Genomic DNA, 17221 nt, shown 5'->3' with positions numbered 1-17221 from the left:
ATGAACATATTCTTCGAGAATGACCAATTCATGGTCGTAGACGACTTTCTGCCGAGTGAGCAGTTTGAACAGATGTGGCGCTGGTTCCACGTGGCGCCATTCTTTCCCAACGATATCCGCGGGCTATACGGCGCCTGGCGCCTGGACGATGGTCGCGTGATGCGTGGCCCGGACATCTACTATGGTTCGGTCGCGAAGCAGGTTGCCGATTCTGATCCTGGTGCCTTCGCCTTTCCAACAGGCACCGGGATCGACCTGCTGATCCAGCAGTTCAGCCGCAGCGGCGAGTTGTACGAGAAGCTGGTCGGCAAAGAAGGTAAGGATTGGCGCACCTTGGCTGCAGCGCCACGCCTGTACGAGCGGGGAAGCAGCCTTTACTGGCATCGCGATACCCCCGCGGTCGTCACGGGCAGTTGCACCTATTACTCACACAAGAGCTGGAATGTGCAGTGGGGCGGTGAGTTGTTTATCGCACATCCTTCGGCGCGCGAGATACCCGAGCGCAACGGACCGTCGATGATCTCGCCGAAAGAGGTCATGGGCAAAGGATTGGTGCAGCTCTCAGGGCACCTGGACAATGCAGAGGTCAACGAGGCATTGATGTCCGCCGGCATGGGTTTCTATGTGATGCCCAAACCCAACCGACTGGTCGTCATGAAGACCGGCAATCCACACATGATCTCGAAGATTCATCCCGCCGCCGGTGACCATGTGCGCGCGAGCGTCACGATGTTCCTGATTCGTCCCGGGCAGGAGCGTGCCGATGGCATGCGTTGATCGCCGTATTGCGCCCGCATGTTGTCGCGTCATCTGCAGGTTACTGGCAACCTCACTGCTGCTTGCAAACGCGTCAGCAGCTCAGGCGCAATGCGAACAAACTGGTGTGCGTCCATTGTGTGTCGAAATGCCAGCCTCGCTTGACCCGCAAGCCGGACGTTTGGTCACGCAGCTTGTTCGTGATCGGTCCTGTTCGACGGAGGTGGCGCCGGCGAAGGCAGGAGAAGCACATCTGTTGACCGCCCAGGTTTCTGAGCCGGAGCTTGCGTCCATCCTGGTTGAATTGAACCGGCGGCGAGTCAGCTATGCCTACGCGATTGTGCCGAATAAGCGCTGGCAGAATGCTTGTGCTTACAAACTCGTGCCCCTGCGCTCGGCGCTGATAGACGAGGCAACGATCTACACGTCGAAGAAGACTCAATCGGCGCCGGCGGCACAGCCGACAACGAACAAAACCCTGCCGGCGATGCGCTACGACTACCTCACGAAAGACGACGCAATGCCCGATTTTGAACGATTGAAGGATTCCTTTGCGTCATTAGGCGATGCCGAGAAGCGCGAGGCACTCGGTATCATGCGGGATCTCTACAACGAATGGGGATTGCGCGAGGCGCAGGCATTCATCGGTGAAGTCGCACACGGTAGTCTGCAGTACCGCGTCAATTCTTCGGTAAGAGCGCAAGCTTTGAAGCTGGCCTCGTCAATCGATAGCGACTGATCCGGCCGCGCGATGCAGTCATTTCTCGAGATCGATGACGATGCGACTGCCGGTAGTCGGCACGCTTCGATGGTGGTGCGGTCTGCCCGAATAGGGTTGATACACGGGCGCATCCGGCTTCCACAGGCTACGCGGCTGCTGATTCGGATTTGGCCAGCTCGACGCCGGGTGCTGAGGCCAACTCGGGCGATACCTCGGGTAGGCGTATACCGGGGTTGGAGAAGAGACGGGGGGAGGATTCTCCCGCGCTTCGAGCTCGCGTTGGCGAAGTTCGTACTCCCGGCGTTGCTGTTCGCGCTGCCAGCGTTCACGTGATTCCGCCAGCCTGGCCTCTTCCATGCGCCTGAGCTGATTATTGATCGAGTAATGGTTTTGCGCAGGCGGCACGTTGGGCGCCGCGAACTGGGGAGGAGGCAATTGTTGCACTTGCTCAGCGCCCGCCGGTGGCGGCTGATCACCAAAGTGCGGTTGGCCTTCGCTGTCGATCCAGCGATACAGGGCTTCGGCATTGACTGCGCCGAAGGGACTGCCAACCAGGATCAACAGTGCAAGGCATCTGCCACGGGTCGCCGTCATGTCAACACCCCAATCTGTCTGCGTTCATCAATCTCAAATGTAACGCGGGTGGCGCCTGTCAGCCACCCCGACTAGTGAGACAGTGGCGTTCGTTGTTGGTTCTACGGCTTGGGCGACCCATGCCTTCCCCCGGCCTGCCGAGCGAGGGACGGGTATCAGCCGTATTGGTCGTCGGAAGAGTAAGGTGCTGGAATGCCGAGCAATTCTTCGACGTGGGCAAGCGCGCCATCGTCCTTGACGACGGTCTTCAGCCACTCGTGCAAGCTCATTTCGCCCCATTGTGCCGCCTTGTCCGCGAGGTAGGCCACCGGGCTGTGGGGTTCGGTGCGGCGGAAGAAGTCGGCGACCTGCCGCAGCTGTTGCAGCGCCTGAGTACGATTTTGCAGCGGGCCTGACATGGGCGGGGCTCCGGTGGCGATGTTCGAGTGTTGTTCATCCGTCGGGGTGTCGGACAACGAGGATGTATCGGCATCCGCGGTATCGCCGACACCGGCGGCAACGGCGAATCGGCCGAGCGTGTGCTCCAAGGACTCGAGCGCGTTGCGCGCAGCGCCGAATCCCGGAGCATCGGTACCGAGCAAGTCGTCGACCAGTTGCTGCAGGCTCGACAGGGCCTGCAGGGCGTCGCGTGTCCGGTCGCGCCATTCGACGAACTGATTGCCCGGCGTATCCTCGCGCGCGGCATCGAAATCCCCCTGAGAGACGCGGGCGTTGGCTTGCAGGTTCTCGGCATCGCTGGGATTGCGTTCGATCGCTTTGGCGAGATTCATCGCGCTTTCCAAGTCGGCGGTCGAATAGGCGCCTTTGCTTGAAAGCGTCAGTGGCATCTCGCGCGCTAGGCTCTCGGCGCGTGCGATCAACCATTCCAGGTTGCCGACGCGTTGTTCCTGATCGCCGTCGTCGTCAGGTACCGGATGCAGATCTGTCCAGAACGTAGAGCACAGGTTCTTGATGAGTTCGAGACCGTGGGCAAGTCCCGCAATGCCGTTCGTCTTGGCCATTGCTTCGGTCAACCACACGGCCAGACGCAGGTCTTTCGTGCGGTGGGCAAGCAGCTCGGAGCACAGACGAATAACCTCGGCCCAGTCGGCCTGTTTGAGGTCGGTGACCCATTCGCCCTGATTGAGCGATGGGTCGTCGAAGCGCCGTGCTTCGGCGATGGCGTCGAACTCGACGGAGAAACTCATGTCTTCGCCGCTCGGTGAGTCGGCGTTGATCGGTTGGAGAAGTGTTTCTAGGTCCATAACTCTGATCCGCTGTTGATCACTTCACGATGCGGAACTCGATACGACGATTTTTTGCTCGCCCTTCCGCTGTATCGTTGCTGGTGATCGGATGGTCCGGGCCTGCGCCCAGCGCCGTCATCTGCGTTTCCGGAATTCCCTTGTTTGCCAGGTAGGCCTTGACGGTATCGGCGCGCGCGAGACTTAGCCCGATGTTGGCGAGACGGTTGCCGGTGCTGTCGGTATGGCCGATGACCTGGATCTGGGGGTTGCCCAACGTGTCCATCGCAGTGGCGATCTCGTCGAGGATCTGTTGACCTTCGTTGGTAAGCGTGGCTTTGCCGACGTTGAACTCGACCACGCGATCGGCGAGCGTATCGTCCAGCACCGTCTGCGAATTGCCGTTGACGGCCAATGCGTTCTCGACCGTATAGGTCTCGTTCAACGCCGCCGCGATATCGGTAGCGACTTTGCTTCGCAGTTCTTCGCTATCGACCGAACCCAGCAATTCGACGCGGGTTCCGTCAATGTTCAACTGACCTTCGTGTACCTGCGTGAGGTTGTCGGTCAGCGCCCCGGTTACATAGTTGGTCCAATTGGGTGGTGGTGTAACACCACCGACTTCGAGTTGATCGATGACGTTGGAGACGCCGTACAGCGAACGCAAACGTCCGACGATCGCTGCACGCGAAGCTTCGTCGGGGACGGCGCCGTTGACGATGACCTTGTCGGCGAGGGGATCGGCAGGCAGCTGCCGGTCTTCGGCGGCTGCGGCAGATAGCGTAATCAACGTCAGTGCCGCGCCGATCAGATGCTTGGATAGCGTGTTCATTCTCCGAAAAATACCTCTCTGAACGTGTTCACGGCTTCCTCGAGGGTGAGGCCTGGCTGCTGCAGATAGGTCGACAGCTTGGCGACGCCGTAGTCGTGACTCAGATCGTGATGTTCCTCGATCCACTCCGGGTCATCGAGGACCAGGTTGGCTTCGCCGGAAGCGGAAGGTGCGATCAGGCTTAGCAGTGTGCGCGGCGATGCACCATTGAACCCGATGACCATGCAGTGCCTGTTGTCGATCTGGCCAAGCAACAGCTGCAGCTCGGTTTGCGTGTTGCGCAGAAAGGCCGAGACCAGGTAAACCCACAATGCGGCCACCTGGTCGCGTTGACTGCTTTCTGCCGGCAACGGTAGCAGCAGGCCTTTTTCGATTCTCAGCGCCGCATTGTTTATCGTCGGCCGCAGCAACAGGCCGATAGCAAGAATGATGCGCCGAACATCGACCGGCCTGCCGTCACACGTCAGCTGTTCGGCGAGCCGTTGCAAGGTGGTGTTGCGCACGAAGGTGCCGAGAGGATCGCCTTGTAAGGCGTCCTTGACCTGGGCCGTACAGTCAAACTGAATCAGCTCGTGCAACGCCGTGGCCGGGTCATCCGAGCTGCACGCTATATCGGCTGCGGTGTGCAGCTTGTTCCAGATACCGCTGAATGAGATTGGACCACAACGAAACAGCAACGAGTCGCCGCGGCTGATCGATGCAGCTGCGAGGAACGGGAAGCGCCGCTGAGAGGCATCCATGCTCGATTTGAGATGGCCGACGATCGCCGTGCCGCTGTGTGCGCCGACGAAGGCGAAGTTGAGCTGCGGCATACTGTCGTAAACGATCTTCCAGCGCGGGTCGTCGGCGAGCATCGCCATGCTGCCGGATATCCATTCGTCGAGACGGCCAATGAGTTGTGTATGCCCATTACCCTTGATGAAATCACCCCGTGCCGGCACCTTGCCGAAGTAGGTGGCGCCGTTTTGTTGTGTCGCCATTGTCATTGTTATTGTCCGTAATTGCTCAGTGCGATCGGCGCAGAAGCTTTGATCGAATCGTTGCCGGTGATCAGCTCGGGCAGGGTTACGCCCCGCAGGCCGACCCGCGTCTGACCATTCGGATCAGACTCGGCCTGGACACTGCTGATCACACGCAGGTCGACGTTGATCTTCATTTCGTCTTTCTGCCAGGTAAGCTGGTACGAACCGTCGGGCTTGCGCAATCGTTCGGCGGAGTTGATCAGCTTCTCCAGGCCGAAGCGTCCTGTGTAGTTGATGATCTCGATGCTGCGCCCTTCGAAAGACGTTGCGATGATCTTGGCGCCCGGGCTGCCGCCTGGATTCGGCCACACGAAGTTCGCCCACTGGGCTGCACCGTTGCGATAGCGCAGCTGCTGGCCGTCGATCTCGATCGTGTATTCCGTCGTGCCCGGCGCAGGGTGTGGCATCAACATGAAGGCGGTCTGCGGTGAGGCCGCGTCGCCACCAGCTGCCGCGCCACCTTCCAGCGGCTGCACCCAGCGTGCAAACTCCGCCTGGAACTGGGGCTTGATGTGCAAGCCGAGATCTCCCCAGGTGCGCGCGGCGATCGTGTTGCCGCGTCGGACCACCAGCGGGCCCATGGACTTTTCCACGTACTTGGCAATCGCGCCATCCGGACCGAAAATCTGGGCGATCTCCGCCGGCGCTGCCTCGATGTCGGATTCGGGCGAGAACGGGTACTTGTTGGCAAGCTTGCGATTGAATGGGTCGAACACCTGGGCCCTCCAGGTCTTGTTCAGCTCCCGCTCGCTCGGCTCTATAACTGCTTCGTAGGTGTTCAGCAGCGGCGCGACGAGCAGGCTGCGCAGGTCAGCGCGCTGTTCTTTCGGGATGCCGGCCAGCATCTGTTCGTCGATGAAGTGCAGGGTTTCGGCGAGTTCCGAGTTGCCGCCTTCGACGGTCTCTCTCATCAGTTTGATGGCTCCAGGGCCTGGGTCACCCTGGTTGGTCAGCTCGTTCATGCGCGAACGGATCTTCGCCAGTTGCTTGAGGTAGAGACCGCCCATCGATTCATTGTTCTCGCGTACGGCCATGATGCGGTCGAGGCCGCTGAAACGTTGACCGACCGGACCTTTTTGCACCTTGAGCTTGTCGGCGGTGACATTGACATCGACCGCCACGCGTCCCGGCGACATGCGCAGCACGGAACGTTTGAACCACTCGACGAAGCCTTTCTGGGCACGCTCGGCACCGACGTTTGCCATCGCCGGGTTGTCCCACGAGGTTTCTTCAAACGCCGTCTGCAACAGCTTTGAGATGGGCGAGGTGGTTTTGTCACCGATGCGGTTCATCGCCTTGACCGCAGCGCCGAAGTCGTCGAAACCGGCGACGGAGATGTTCTTGAGGAACTGCGACCATTCTCCGGCGTACTCTTTCTTGTACATGGCAACCAGAGACTTCTGGATCTGCTCCGGGCTGCCTTCGAGCGAGAGATCGTCGCGCGTCGATGTCTTCAGTACCCAATCGGCACTGGCCAGTTCGTTGAGCGCGGCATCTTTGAGCGCGTCTTTGACGTATGCCTGCCAGGCTTGCTTGGTGAACGCGCCGGAGATCACGTGGCCGCCGGTGACCAGCCCGGCATTCTCGGGGCCGATTACGTTGTCGACGGTGATCGCCGGGAAACGCGTCGACGCACGTGCTCGGATAACTGCGTATACGCGCTCCGTAGCCGCCATGCCGCGAACCACTTTGCGCAGGTTGTCGCGCGAGTTGTCGACGATGGACAGGTTGTTTTGAATCAGCGGCCAGTGCTGGTCGTTGGCGTGTTCCAGGTGGAAAGACAACAGGCGTTCTGCACTGCGAACCAATTGGTCGCGCGACATGTCACCGCGATTGTCCTCCAGCCAGCCCCGCCAGAAGCGCGTCAGCTGATCGGATAGATGTCCAACCTCGATGTGCTCACGATTGGCGAGCATGATGTAGGTCTTGAGAGCGTTGTAGGCATCCTCGACATTGGTGGGATCCATGTCTTTGTAGGTGGATGACCGCACCTTGCTGACGGCAACCTTGTTGCCTTCCTGCGCCTGCAGTGCATCGGCGTTGTTGTTGACCTTGGTGAGGAAGGTTTCGATACGACCGGCGACGGGCTCGAGCATGATGTTGCTCATGCCGGCGTAGAACTCGCGTCGCAATTTGTCCGCCAGCTCTTCTCCCTGGAACAACCCCAGGGTGACACTCAGTGGCCGATCTTCGGACAACCGTTCGAGTTGATCGATGCGGTCCTGAAGGATCTGCAGGGCCTGCATCCGCGATTGGAGGTCGAAGGTGTCTTGCTGGATGCGCACTACCTGATCGAGGTCGGCCTGAACGTTTTCCACCAGCGTACGGTTATTGACATACGACCAGCTCCAGCCGCCCAGCGCAATGCCTAGAGCGGCAATCGCGGCAAAGAATCCGGCGTAACGCAGTCGTTGTTTGCTGCGGCTCGTGTATTGCTGCACGAGATCGCGGTCGGCAAAGATCACTTTCGAGAACAGGTCCTTCAAAAAGAACCCATGCTCGGAGGCAGGCCGCTCGGGCGGCAGGTGGTCGCCTTGCAACTCGAACCGGTCGGCGATCTGTCGGCTCGACGCGGTGTGCGGTTCGCCGGTCTGTACCGCCGACGTTATATAGAAGCCGCGGAACACCGGCTCGAACTGGTACGGATTGTCTTCAAAGAAGGTTGCGATGAAGCTCCGCAGCGCGGGCTTGATCGCGGCGAACTCGAGCGGGAAGCTCAACACGCCCGGCTGCACCTCACGGGTACGCGCAGCGGCGAGCTGCGCGATGCTCATCTCGCGCAGGCCCTGGTACAGCTCATCAAAATGTTTGTCGAACAGGGCGATGGCGTCGTTGCGCGTCTCACGCTGGTAGGGCAGGGTGGCGCCCCAAACGCGGTCTCGCTCGTTCCAATCGAGGTCGTTGAAGAACTCGCCGAATCCAGCAATCAGGTCGGCCTTGCTGAACATCACATAGACCGGCGCGAACACGGCAAGGCGTTCGGTGAGTTCCTGTACGCGTTGGCGAAGATTCTTTGCGAGTTTGATCGAGAATGCCGGCGGGTTGTCGATCAGTTCGGGAATGCTGACCGTCACGACGATGCCGTTGATCGGCGCCCGCGAACGGTGTTTCTTCAACTGGTCGAGGAAGCCCAGCCATTCGTCGCGATCTTCTTCGTGTACCGAATAGCGACCGGCGGTATCGAGAAGAATGCCTTCGGTGGTGAAGAACCAGTCGCAGTTCCGTGTGCCGCCGATACCCTTGATGACCTGTCCTGTATCGTCCTGAAACGGAAATGTCAGCCCGGAGTTCACCAGAGCAGTGCTCTTGCCCGCCGCCGGGTTACCGATTGTGATGTACCAGGGTAGTTCGTACAGCGCGGCGCGACCGGATGTCTGGCCGAGTTTCGACGTCTTGATCGTGCGCACTGCATCCTGCATGCGTGCGCGCAGGGCGGCGATTTCCTGGTTGGTTTTGCTGTTGTTTCCGCGTTTGCCGCTTTCTGCCTGTTGCTCGAGCATCGTGCCGAGATCTTCGCTGGCGGCGCGGGCCTTGCGGCGGCGTACAAACCAGACGACCAGCCAGATGAACAGCAATACGGCGCCTACAATGGCAATCCATTTGAGTGCTACCTGCAACGTGCTGGCGCCAAGGAATAGGAAAGCGATCAGCGCAATGAGGCCTATAGCAGACAGCGTGCGTGAGTCGGTTAAGAAAGAGCGTAGTCGATACATGATTCGGGCGTGGTCGTTATAGTTCAGGAGTCGCCTTGCGGCGATTGGTTGCTCCAATTGACGGGTTTCACCAACGTGACTGCCCGCGATGTGTGATGCTGGGTACTGATGCCCAGCACTGGTTGTTGAAGGTTTTCCGCGCTGTTGGCGGCGCACAGCAGCGCCAGCAGGCTGCCGAAAGGTTCCGTGGTGCCGCAAGCCGAGCCGATCGTCGCGCAGTCTTCGACGGGGTCGAGTTCTTCGAACGATTCGTTTGTAGCTGCAAGGAGTTCTTGCAACGGGTCGGCGCGATGGTCCGTGTCGGCGACGATTGCGGCAATGTCTGGCGTGTCGATCATCGCGGCCTGGGTCGCCTGCGTAATCAGGGCGTTCAGCGTCTGTTCTTTCTTCTTGTTCTGTGGGCTTTTGCTATCCGCCACGGTTTTGTAAACGGAGATCAATGAGTCGGTCGCGTTCGCCAACTCGGAGTCTTGCGTTGCCAGCAGCATTGCAACAGCGGTCTCTCCCGGTACTTGCCCAGACTGGCGGTTGGCTGTGAACAAACGTCCGCCTGCCTGCCATCGGCGAACGGTCGCCTCGCCAATGTGTGATATCCCGGCAACGACGATGGTGAGTTGATCCATCGCCGCTGCATTCATCGCTTTGTCGACGGCCGCAAGCGCATCGGTATCGGTCGCGACGCGTTGCCAGGCAAACGTGACATCGGATGCCTGCAGGTCTGCGGGTAGCAGTGTGAGAATCCAGTCCTTCCAGGCCGAGTCTTGAACGGCAGGCCAGTCTTCGGGCTGCAGCCACAGTAGCTGGAATTTGACGGCGCTATTCTCTTGGTTCATCAAAGAACTCAGCTGAGGCGCCAGTTCTTCCAGCGCGAGACTAATCAGTGAAAGCGCACGCCAGGTCTCTTCACTGAACCGCGAGTGTGCGAGAGGACCGACCGCATCTTCAGCCATCTCGCTCGCCAGGCTGTCTGCTTGCTCGCTTCGGCAACTGAATACGGGAAAGCCGTCATCGTCGATCAACGAACGATCGATAGACGCGCGTTGGCCTGCTTTTGCCGCAGCGAGCAGGCTGTCAGGCGTCTGTCCGTTATTACCTGCCACAGCGCCGGCGAGTAGGTGGAAGAATTCGTTCGGGACTGGGCCGGACTCCTCGGACGATGCAACATCGGTAGCACGTTGAGTGGCTGCGGCAGAGGTCGGCGACGTCGGCGTCCGCAGATAATCGAAGAAGCGGCTCAACAACCAATAGCCGCCAAACAGTGCGACGGGTATGCCGATCAGGTAGAACAGGGTCTCGCCGGTCGCGGGTTGGTGGTCGTTCGCGCGCCACCACCCGAGCACGAGCATCCAGACGATGCCCGTTATGAGCAGCACCAGAAGGATCTTGGGGAGGCGCATCAACATGGCGGTACGATAGGGTAGTCGGGGCGACGTCTGCTGATCAGTCGGTCGTCAGTGTCTGGCTGGCGATCAGGGTCGCCCCACACGACGTCTTGTCACCATGACGGGCAGCCGGTTGACCGTCGATGATGGCGGTTGGATCGCCTGTGGCGATCACGACCACGCGCCCGTGGCCTTTTTTCGGGCAGGTCACTTTGTCGCCGACCCGTGCGATGCCCCGACCGTTGCAGTCGCTCGATTCCGACGCAGTGATCACGGTACCTCCGTGGTCCGTTTTGTCTCCCAGTAGAATGAAAGGGCGCGTCATGTCGATTTCTCCTTAAACCGGCCCGCGGGTGTGCGGTGTTGACTGTTGATGCTGATGAATGGCTTCAGCGCGATGCGATGGTCGTCGGCTTGCCGAGTACACCGCTGCGACGCAGTTCCACGTGACCGAAGTCCTGCATACGCCACTCGCCGCCCCAGGTAAGGCCTGCCGCTTCTGCAAGCTCACCATAGAGCTGGTAGCCGCGCATCGCCCAGGGATCTTTTTCTGAGATCACAAGCTTGCCGTTACGCAGGAAGGCGCAATCGGCGGCCAAGCCGTACTGGTGGTAACTGCGATACGCTGCGGCCTGCGTCACATGCGAGCCGCGCGCGGCGAGCATGGTCTGACGTTCCGGGCTGCGATAACCTTCGAGCAATACAACTTCGTAGCCGTGCCGTTCGCGCATCAACTTGAACACGAGGAGGAGTCGCTGCCTGAATTCGGGATCCAGCAGTTCCCAGTTACGGCTAGCCCAGACTGTTTCCGGACGGATCAGGTGAACCTCGCGCGTGGTGAACACCTCGGGGGCAAGGCCGGGCGGCGGCACCAGTCGTTCGCCTCTCAGCAGCATCGCGATGCGCTCATCCGGCGCGTTGGTCAGTTCGCTGTATTCGAACATCGCACCTTTGTTCAGCGAAAGAGCAAGTAGCGGTGGCGCGATGAGCACGCTCACGGTCGCTGTCGCCAGCAATCGGTTGTGTTGAATGAATCGAAAGATCCCAATCGCGGACCTTGAGATCGATCTGCCGATAGTTGAAACGAACGTGCTGCTCGATTGGCCCAGCTGGCCGACTCGCTGCGTGATCGCAGCAAGGCCGGCGATCAAAGCCGAAACCACCGATATTCGAAACTGAGGGAATATGACCAGTGCCAGCGCGATCGCAACCAGCACGAAATATCCAACGACCACCAAATACATCTCGCCTTTCCTTTTGCTCGGGTGGGGTAGGCAGCGCCTGATCAGTCGCTTGATTCGAGGAGATCAACTGCCATCTACTACCGTGCGGTATTTTATGACAGACTACCGGCCATTGGCATATGTTTTTGCGCAAGGGATTATGAAAAACAGTGCGGCATTTCCCGCCAGGGACCTTCCAAGTTTGTTCTCAGAAGCAAACATCGCGTCGAAAGAGCACGGATTCAGTATTCTCGACGATCTCAATGATACCGCGCCTAAAAAGGCGGTAAACAAGCCCATCGGTGCCCCCGGGCAGCGTGCGATTCTTGTTGGTATCGCCGTGATATTGCTGATCTTTTTTGTTGCCTACAGTTTTGGGAACTGGTGGATGAGCGGTGACGGTCGCTCCGACACGTCATTTACGCCAACTGCAGCAGAACTTACATCGGTTAACACGGGTGTTGACGCGATGGACACGCCGTCGAACAGCGTGGAAATTCGCGAATCGGATTCATCTCCGGCACCGGTGTTCGCCACCATTCTCGAGCGTCGACCGGAAACGGCTTCGTCAAACAGTGCTGAAGCAGGTGGGGTCGATCAGAGTAAGCGCTACGAAAGCGAGATCTCGCTCGCAGAATCGCAACCCCGGCTTCGCCCCCAGGTCCAGCCTGTTGTCGTGCCGCCGGCTGAACCATTCCGTGTTTCATCTGGTTCAGTTGCGGGTGATAGCGCGTCGGTCGACGCAATTGCCGCGGCGTTGAACTCCGAGTTGCCGTTAGTCGTGCCGGCCAAGAAAGCAGTGGCACCACCTGCAAAGAAAAAGCGAAGCCCTGCGAAGAGTGATTCCGATGTGGATATCATCGCAGCCATAATTGAAGGGCGAGTGCTGAAATAGTCAGAGACTGCGCGCCCGAGATCGCTCGTGCATCGCCGAAGCCAAGATCGCGTGGCACTGCCCTTTGATTGATGCTCGCGTGGGCTCCATGCCGGACGGCTGGTGTGATTTGAGAGCAGCAGTATTCCGCGCTTCAACCAGCTTCAACGTGGCGCTTCCCACTAGTCATTCATTAGTCGCCGACAATTAGGCATAAGCCCGTGGCGCAGCGTTGCGTGCGAGGGGTCTGAGTTCTTCCATTCGTTCAGCGATTCTGCTTGTGACCGAGACTGCGAGATACCCGCTTACGGCCGCGGTCGCTTCGGTCCAATACGAAATCGTCGTTGTTGATTGCCGTAATGCCGGATTGTGGGTAGCGGGTTGTGTGCTTAGGTATCGGTCGTTTCTACCGCGCGCGCCGGCGACCCAGCGGACAACGATGCTGACGCTACGCGAAACTGCAAAAGCAGTGACTCCCAAGGGCTGCGGCAATCGACCGTTGATGCCGGCGGCAGTGCATGCATGCCACCCCGGGTTTTGCCAAGCCGCTCTCGTGAACCATGCTTTTTTCTCTCATGCATCTGTTTCGTCCGTCGATACCCGAAAAGCCGCCTGCCGTTATTGATGCGCCACCAGGGGCATGGGAATAAAAAGTATTACATGTAATATGCACATTGACGGTATTACATGTAATTACTATAGTGGCTGCGTGAACAGAAAAACCTCAGCCCACTACCAGCGCGAATTCCGTCGTCGTATGCGCGATAAGGGATTGGTCAAGAAAGAGGTGTGGATCTACCCGAGTAACGCTAAGTTATTGGGAATCCTAGAGAAAAAGTTGCGTTCGGCGGACGCGAACAATGATATGGGAGAGCTCGCTATGAAAGGTCACACGCCAGGTTGGAAGATTGACGTGTTGCACGAGGCCCTGTCGAAAGAGTCTCTTGTGAAGGAAGGCCGCGCATCAGCGGAACTGATTGACGGCGTGGGGCCTTCGATCTACCTGGAAATGCGTGAATTCGGTGATCTGCCGTTGTTTCTTACGGTGTCCGGTGACCAGATCATCGTGGAATCGGTGCTGTGGGACAAAGATGACGTCGTAGATTTCGACGCTTTCAACGACGCAGTTCTACGCACGCACAAGTACTTTCCGTTGTCGACGATCAGTCTCGACCGTCTGGAAGACGGCAAAGACTACTACCAGATGTTCGGTGCCTTGAGCGCCGAATCGGGATTGTCAGAAATCGTTTTGGAAATCGAGACGCTCGCCAGCAATGTCATTCAGGCCACGGAGGCCTACGGCGAGTTTCTCAAATATCCGATGGCTGGGTAAGGAGTGGAGCAAATGAACGTTTGGGCCAAAATGCTGACCGCTTTGCGCGGTGGCGTTAATGAAGCAGGTGAGGCGATCGTGGATAGCCAGGCGCTGCGTATCCTCGACCAAGAGGTGCGTGATGCGGCCGAAGAGATCCGTCAATCGAAAGACAGTCTCGCTTCCATCCTTGCCCGCAAGAAGGTCAGCGAGGAAAAGTGCAGCGCGTTGCGAACGCAGATCGACGAGTATGAGGGCTATGCGGTAAAGGCTCTCGACAAAGGCGACGAGGCGCTTGCCCTAGAGGTTGCTGCAAAGATTGCAGATCTCGAAAATCAGCTGCGTTTGGAGAAAGAAGCGGGCGACGGGTATGCCGCGAGTGCTGAAAAACTGCAAGCTGCGTTAAAACAGGCAGAGCAGAACATCAAGCGCCTGAAACAGCAGGTTGATACCGTCAAAGCCACGGAAAATGTTCAGCGGGCTCAAAAGGCGGTTGCTGAGCGCCACAGTGGCTCGAACTCGAAGCTGCGCACGGCGATGGAGTCGCTTGAACGCATCAAGGAAAAACAGGCGTTGACCGGTGCGCAGATCAGCGCCGCCGCCGAAATGGCGGAGTCGAGCGCAGATGGCAGCTTGCAGGCAAAGCTTGAAGAAGCCGGCATTTCACCGCGTGGCCATAGCGCGGAAGATGTACTGGCTCGACTGAAGAAATCGAAGTCGGCGTAGATCCGAACATCGAACACGCGAGTGTACGGCGCGTCGGGAACATCGGGATAAAGGAATATGAAAGCTAACTCGTTGAGCGAAGGTAAGGGACGATGTTCGCAATCTTGTTAAGCGAGGGCATGGATCCGTTCTATCAGAACATTGCCTCGTTTCCGACCGCCGTCTTTACGTTCATGCTGCTGTTGTGCGTATTGTTCTGGCTCGCGGCGGTGTTGGGCGTAATCGATATCGATTTTCTTGACGTCGATCTTCCTGAGTTCGGCGCTGAGGCGGGCGACTTTGCCAATCCGAATGCCTTGGCCGGCGTGTTGTTGCGTTTCGGCCTACAGGGCGTGCCGGTTACGATCATTCTTTCACTGGTTTCGCTGTTCGGCTGGTTGATCAGTTACTACGCCGTGCACTTTCTGTCACCGCTTGTCCCCGACGGTATTCTCAGCTTTCTTGTCGGCGTGGCGATCCTCATCGGCGCGTTGTACGTCGCTACGTTGATCACCGGTGTCATGATCCGGCCGCTGCGACCGTTGTTCAAAAAGGCCCAGCAGGGTGTTCCCAAGCAACTATTGGGTCAGAAGGCCGTAGTTCGTACGTCGGTGGTCCGCAACGACTTCGGCGAAGCCGTTCTCGAAGATGGCGGTGCCGGTTTGATCTTGAAAGTACGTAGCACCGGCGGTGAGCAGTTTCAGCGTGGCGACGTCGTCGTGCTGCTCGAATACCTGGAAACTGAAAACGCCTACCGGGTGATCTCCGAGAACGAATTTATGAGTTGATGATGTCGCGGACTTGCGTGCCGCAATCGCATTGTCAGATGCTCCAAGTGACGGCCCGGCAATGGTCGACACGATGTTTGGATCTAACAATTGAAATGGGAGTCTATTGCCATGGCTGATTTGTCCGTACTGATGCCTATCCTGACCGGGGTTGGTATTTTCTTCGTGGTGTTGCTGGGTATCGCAGCGCTGTTCAAGGCGTTCTATATCAAGGTGGAGCAGGGCACTGCCCTCATCGTCAACGATATGACGTCCAAGCCCAAGGTGCATTTCACCGGTGCCTTGGTCTATCCGATCATCTACAAGAAGGAATTGATGCGGATATCGCTGATCACCCTCGAGGTCGATCGGCGCGGCAAAGATGGCCTGATCTGTCGTGACAACATGCGTGCGGATATCACCGTCGCATTCTATCTGCGAGTCAACGAAACCGCGGAAGACGTATTGAAGGTCGCCAAGTCGATCGGCGCAGGGCGTGCATCCGACAAAGACGCCGTCTACGAGTTGTTCGCCGCCAAGTTCTCTGAGGCCCTTAAAACGGTTGGCAAGCAGATCGAGTTCGTGCAGCTTTTCGAGAATCGTCAGGACTTCCGCGACAAGATCATTGAGGTTATCGGCAACGATCTGAATGGCTACGTGCTTGAAGACGTCGCGATCGACTACCTGGAACAGACACCGAAGAACTCGCTGGATCCGGCAAACATTCTCGATGCCGAAGGTATCAAGAAGATCACTGAGCTGACAGCTACGCAGAACGTTCGTACCAACGAACTGGAGCGAGACGAAGAACTGGCGATCAAGAAAAAGAACGTTGAGACCGTTGAAGCGATGCTCTCGCTCGAGCGCCAACAGGCAGATGCCGAGGCGAAACAGCAGCGTGAGATTGCCTCGATCCAGGCGCGCGAAGAGGCCGAAACCGTCAAGGTGCAGGAAGAAGAACGGCGCAAGGCCGAAGCGACGAAGATCCAGGTCGAGCAGGACCTGGCGGTTCAGACCGAAAACCAACAGCGCGAGATCGAAGTTGCTGAGCAGAACCGTCAGCGCGCGGTCGTCATCGAGCAGGAGCGCGTTACGCGTGCACGCGATCTCGAGATCGTTGCGCGTAACCGTGAAGTCGAACTCCAGACGATTGAGGCCGAGAAGGCGATCGAAGTCGAGAAGAAAGAGATCGCCAATGTCATTCGCGAACGAGTCATGGTCGACAAAACCGTTGCGGTCGAAGAAGAGCGCATCAAAGAGGTTCGCGAGGTTTCCGAAGCGGATCGCCAGAAACAGGTTCAGGTGCTGGCGGCCGAAGCAGCGGCCAACGAGGAGAAGGTCAAGCAGGTGACTGCGGCTGCCGCCGAGCAGGAGTCGGCGCGCTTCCACGCCGAAGAGATCACGGTGATGGCGCAGGCCGAACTCGAAGCTGCGGCCAAAAAGGCAGACGGTCAGAAGAAACTGGCCGAAGGTCTGCAGGCCGAACGCGCTGCGCCGGGACTTGCTGACGTTCGTGTGCAAGAGGCACGTGCCGATGCGATCGAGAAAGAGGGCTTGGCTGAGTCGCGTGTCATCAGTGCCAAAGGTGATGCCGAAGCCCAGGTTATCAATTCGAAGGGTGACGCGGAAGCCAAGGTCATTCTCGCCAAGGGGACTGCTGAAGCACAGACCCAGAAAGAGATCGGTATGGCTGCCGCCGACGTTACACGCGAGCAGTTCAAGGCCGAGGCAGACGGCTTGGTCGAGAAGTTCGAGGCCATGGGCACGATGAGCGACCAGGCTCGCGAGCACGAAGAGTTCCGTATGAGCCTGGAGACCGCCTTTAAGGAGGCCATCGCGTCGATCGAAGCCGGCAAGGACGTTGCCCGCGAGAATGCGGACGTGCTTGCCAAGGCGCTGGAGAAATCCAACATCGACATCGTGGGCGGCGAGGGTCACTTCTTCGATACATTCGCGAAGTCGTTGTCGCTGGGCAAGGCGGTGGATGGCTTCGCCTCAAAGAGCGGCTTGGTCGAGGCGCTCGTCGAGCGGTTCCTCAACGACAAGGATAAGACCACCCACTAAGCAGGGGTGCGTTGTCACCGGCGATGACCGGCT

At 58.5% G+C, this 17221-nt stretch carries 15 protein-coding genes; 7 read left to right on the top strand and 8 right to left on the bottom strand.

Going from position 1 to position 17221, the window contains the following annotated elements; translation table 11 throughout:
- Complete coding sequence (locus B1781_RS15175) at positions 1-777, top strand: 2OG-Fe(II) oxygenase (RefSeq protein ID WP_078120462.1); 777 nt, start codon at positions 1-3, stop codon at positions 775-777.
- Positions 764-1495: a hypothetical protein gene (locus B1781_RS15170; protein ID WP_125932118.1), complete on the top strand. Its 732-nt coding sequence runs from the start codon at positions 764-766 to the stop codon at positions 1493-1495. The genes B1781_RS15175 and B1781_RS15170 overlap by 14 nt, the downstream gene beginning before the upstream one ends.
- 18 nt (positions 1496-1513) lie before the next feature.
- On the opposite strand, the gene B1781_RS15165 is transcribed toward B1781_RS15170, so the two are convergent.
- The 8 genes from B1781_RS15165 to B1781_RS15130 all read right to left on the bottom strand — a co-directional run bounded on the left by B1781_RS15165 (position 1514) and on the right by B1781_RS15130 (position 11241).
- Complete coding sequence (locus B1781_RS15165; RefSeq protein ID WP_078120460.1) at positions 1514-2071, bottom strand: DUF4124 domain-containing protein; 558 nt, start codon at positions 2069-2071, stop codon at positions 1514-1516.
- A 155-nt stretch (positions 2072-2226) separates the two neighbouring features.
- Positions 2227-3315, bottom strand: a complete 1089-nt coding sequence (gene tssA, locus B1781_RS15160; protein WP_078120459.1) for a type VI secretion system protein TssA — start codon at positions 3313-3315, stop codon at positions 2227-2229.
- 19 nt (positions 3316-3334) lie between these two features.
- Positions 3335-4126: an OmpA family protein gene (locus B1781_RS15155; RefSeq protein ID WP_078120458.1), complete on the bottom strand. Its 792-nt coding sequence runs from the start codon at positions 4124-4126 to the stop codon at positions 3335-3337.
- Positions 4123-5106 (bottom strand): type VI secretion system-associated protein TagF, encoded by a 984-nt coding sequence (tagF, locus tag B1781_RS15150; protein ID WP_078122090.1) that lies wholly within the window; start codon positions 5104-5106, stop codon positions 4123-4125. Before tagF ends, B1781_RS15155 begins: the two co-directional genes overlap by 4 nt.
- 8 nt (positions 5107-5114) lie before the next feature.
- The gene (gene tssM, locus B1781_RS15145) at positions 5115-8765 is read right to left on the bottom strand and encodes a type VI secretion system membrane subunit TssM (protein ID WP_334223748.1); all 3651 of its coding nucleotides are present in this window, start codon (positions 8763-8765) and stop codon (positions 5115-5117) included.
- A 119-nt stretch (positions 8766-8884) separates the two neighbouring features.
- Positions 8885-10234: a hypothetical protein gene (locus B1781_RS15140; RefSeq protein WP_164513416.1), complete on the bottom strand. Its 1350-nt coding sequence runs from the start codon at positions 10232-10234 to the stop codon at positions 8885-8887.
- Positions 10235-10301: 67 nt separating this feature from the next.
- Positions 10302-10568, bottom strand: coding sequence for a PAAR domain-containing protein (locus B1781_RS15135; protein ID WP_078120455.1), 267 nt, complete (start codon positions 10566-10568; stop codon positions 10302-10304).
- Positions 10569-10632: 64 nt separating this feature from the next.
- Entirely contained in the window at positions 10633-11241 is a 609-nt protein-coding gene (locus B1781_RS15130; RefSeq protein ID WP_334223747.1) for a M15 family metallopeptidase, read from the bottom strand.
- Between the two features lie 187 nt (positions 11242-11428).
- Between B1781_RS15130 and B1781_RS15125 the strand changes: the two genes are divergently transcribed.
- The 5 genes from B1781_RS15125 (at position 11429) to B1781_RS15105 (ending at position 17188) form a co-directional block, all read left to right on the top strand.
- Entirely contained in the window at positions 11429-12361 is a 933-nt protein-coding gene (locus tag B1781_RS15125; RefSeq protein WP_164513185.1) for a hypothetical protein, read from the top strand.
- An 859-nt stretch (positions 12362-13220) separates the two neighbouring features.
- The gene (locus B1781_RS15120) at positions 13221-13673 is read left to right on the top strand and encodes a YjfI family protein (RefSeq protein WP_334223746.1); all 453 of its coding nucleotides are present in this window, start codon (positions 13221-13223) and stop codon (positions 13671-13673) included.
- A 12-nt stretch (positions 13674-13685) separates the two neighbouring features.
- Positions 13686-14378 (top strand): PspA/IM30 family protein, encoded by a 693-nt coding sequence (locus B1781_RS15115; RefSeq protein WP_078120451.1) that lies wholly within the window; start codon positions 13686-13688, stop codon positions 14376-14378.
- Positions 14379-14470: 92 nt separating this feature from the next.
- Positions 14471-15145 carry a DUF1449 domain-containing protein gene (locus B1781_RS15110; protein ID WP_078120450.1) on the top strand — a complete coding sequence of 225 codons (675 nt, stop codon included), beginning with the start codon at positions 14471-14473 and terminating at the stop codon, positions 15143-15145.
- Between the two features lie 111 nt (positions 15146-15256).
- Positions 15257-17188 (top strand): flotillin family protein, encoded by a 1932-nt coding sequence (locus B1781_RS15105; RefSeq protein ID WP_078120449.1) that lies wholly within the window; start codon positions 15257-15259, stop codon positions 17186-17188.
- The last annotated feature ends 33 nt before the right edge of the window (positions 17189-17221 follow it).

The organism is Thiosocius teredinicola (assembly GCF_002009425.1).
GTDB lineage: Bacteria > Pseudomonadota > Gammaproteobacteria > Chromatiales > Chromatiaceae > Thiosocius > Thiosocius teredinicola.
Note: the sequence above shows the minus strand (reverse complement) of the source record. Positions and strands in the feature narration are given on the sequence as shown.

Coding starts and splice junctions, on each gene's coding strand:
- B1781_RS15175 (WP_078120462.1), top strand. CDS start 1: ATGAACATATTCTTCGAGAATGACCAATTCATGGTCGTAGACGACTTT.
- B1781_RS15170 (WP_125932118.1), top strand. CDS start 764: ATGGCATGCGTTGATCGCCGTATTGCGCCCGCATGTTGTCGCGTCATC.
- B1781_RS15165 (WP_078120460.1), bottom strand. CDS start 2,071: ATGACGGCGACCCGTGGCAGATGCCTTGCACTGTTGATCCTGGTTGGC.
- tssA (WP_078120459.1), bottom strand. CDS start 3,315: ATGGACCTAGAAACACTTCTCCAACCGATCAACGCCGACTCACCGAGC.
- B1781_RS15155 (WP_078120458.1), bottom strand. CDS start 4,126: ATGAACACGCTATCCAAGCATCTGATCGGCGCGGCACTGACGTTGATT.
- tagF (WP_078122090.1), bottom strand. CDS start 5,106: ATGGCGACACAACAAAACGGCGCCACCTACTTCGGCAAGGTGCCGGCA.
- B1781_RS15135 (WP_078120455.1), bottom strand. CDS start 10,568: ATGACGCGCCCTTTCATTCTACTGGGAGACAAAACGGACCACGGAGGT.
- B1781_RS15125 (WP_164513185.1), top strand. CDS start 11,429: ATGACCAGTGCCAGCGCGATCGCAACCAGCACGAAATATCCAACGACC.
- B1781_RS15120 (WP_334223746.1), top strand. CDS start 13,221: ATGAAAGGTCACACGCCAGGTTGGAAGATTGACGTGTTGCACGAGGCC.
- B1781_RS15115 (WP_078120451.1), top strand. CDS start 13,686: ATGAACGTTTGGGCCAAAATGCTGACCGCTTTGCGCGGTGGCGTTAAT.
- B1781_RS15110 (WP_078120450.1), top strand. CDS start 14,471: ATGTTCGCAATCTTGTTAAGCGAGGGCATGGATCCGTTCTATCAGAAC.
- B1781_RS15105 (WP_078120449.1), top strand. CDS start 15,257: ATGGCTGATTTGTCCGTACTGATGCCTATCCTGACCGGGGTTGGTATT.